This is a genomic window from Candidatus Nebulibacter yamunensis (assembly GCF_024208055.1).
Classification (GTDB): Bacteria; Pseudomonadota; Gammaproteobacteria; order Francisellales; family Francisellaceae; genus Caedibacter; species Caedibacter lacustris.
Window position 1 is genome coordinate 1 of record NZ_JAMBMW010000049.1, and the last position, 1,865, is coordinate 1,865.

Sequence of the window (1,865 nt, forward strand, 5' to 3'; positions counted from 1 at the left end):
CTAATAAGCACTAATGGCTGGCTTCGATTTAGTGACTTTTAGAGAAAATTAGTGGTTTCCCGTTTTTTACTTTATGAAAAAAATCTGCGTCGTTGTGGGTTCCCGAGCGAACTACAGCAGTATCAAATCCGTCATGGCCGCTGTGCGCGAGCACCCCGCCCTGGAGCTTCAGCTTGTCGTGGCCGCCTCGGCTCTGCTTGATCGCTATGGCAGCGTGGTGAATCTGATCGAAAAAGACGGCTTCGAGCCCTCCGCGCGGATTTATATGCTTATCGAAGGCGAGACCCCCGCCACCACGGCAAAGTCCACCGGCGTCGGGCTGATGGAGTTGCCCACCGTCTTTGAGCGGCTCCAGCCCGATGTGGTGCTCACGGTCGGTGATCGCTTCGAGACCATGGCGACCACCCTGGCCGCCGCGTACATGAACATCCCCGTCGCTCACACCATGGGCGGTGAGGTGAGCGGGACAATTGATGAGAGCATCCGCCACGCCGTCACCAAGTTTGCCCATATCCATTTTCCCGCCAGCAAGGAGGCGGCCGAGCGCATCGTCAAACTTGGCGAGCCCGAGGAAACCGTACACCTCGTGGGCTGTCCCCGCATCGACCTGGTGGCGGAGATTCTGAAAAATGCCGGCAGCGGACTCGACGAACATCTCTTCGATCTCGGCGTCGGCTCCAAGCTCGACATCAGCCAGCCCTTCATCCTCGTCTCGCAGCACCCCGTGACCACCGAATACGGCGAGGGCGAACGCCAGATCGCCGCCACCTTGGAAGCCGTGCGGGAGACGGGCCTGTCCGCCATTGTCCTCTGGCCCAATGCCGACGCCGGCTCCGAAGACATTGCCCGCGGCATCCGCAAACTTCGCGAACGCCACCAGGACGAGAAAATGCACTTTTTCAAGAATCTGCCCACCGCCACCTACGTGCAGCTCATGGCCCGCACCGCGTGCCTGGTCGGAAACTCCAGCAGCGGCATTCGCGAAGGGGCCTACATCGGCACGCCGGTGGTCAACATCGGCTCCCGTCAAATCATGCGTGAGCGCGGTGCCAATGTCATCGAAGTGCCCCATGACAAGGACGCCATCCTTGGCGCGATCCAGACCCAGCTCGCCCATGGCCGGTATGCCATGGAGCCAATCTACGGCGACGGCACCGCCGGCCGCCGGATCGCGGAGATCCTCGCCACCCTCGGCCCGGTGAACGTCCAGAAGCGGATCACGTACTAAAGGGAGGGGCGGCAGGCACAGCCGCGGGAAAGCCCGAAGGTGTCCGTCCTATAAAATACATGTCGGCCTGCAGGTACGACGTTCAATCAAACCGCGACTCGCGGTTATAGCGATTGGCTGTTTCGGTTGGACGGCTTGGATTTTCCTCCTGGATAAGACCGTTGATCTGATTATGAACCCCACCCTGTGTCTCATCGGCGGTTGTAACGGTGCGGGTAAGACGACGCTGGCGCGGGAGCTTTTGCCCCTCATGGGGATTCGGCGTTTCCTCAATGTCGATCTGGTGGCGGCCGGGTTGTCGCCGCTTGATCCGGCGCTGTCGGCGTTCCGGGCGGGTCGGTTGGTGATTGAGGAGACCCGGGAGCTGGTCCGAGGGAGAATCAGTTTTGCGCTGGAATCGACCCTCAGCGGGAAAACGTATGGGAGTCTCTTGCGGCTGGCCCGGGAGTGCGGTTACCGGGTGGTTTTGCATTATGTTCTGCTTGGTTCGCCGACTCAGGCGGTGGAGCGCGTTTCGCTGCGGGTCCGCCAGGGCGGTCATGACGTTCCCGAAGCCGATATTCGCCGGAGGTTCGAACGGAGCAGACGGCATTTGCTTGCGGATTATCTGTCCCTTGCCGACGAGTGGGTGTTGTGG

2 protein-coding genes are annotated in these 1,865 nt (G+C 60.7%); both read left to right on the forward strand.

Features of this window, described 5'->3' with window-relative positions; genetic code table 11:
• Positions 1–73: 73 nt before the first annotated feature.
• Complete coding sequence (gene neuC / locus M1V25_RS10180) at positions 74–1,228, forward strand: UDP-N-acetylglucosamine 2-epimerase (RefSeq protein ID WP_498843209.1); 1,155 nt, start codon at positions 74–76, stop codon at positions 1,226–1,228.
• Positions 1,229–1,400: 172 nt separating this feature from the next.
• Positions 1,401–1,865: ATPase (locus M1V25_RS10185; protein ID WP_498843210.1), on the forward strand; the 465-nt coding region annotated here is incomplete at its 3' end.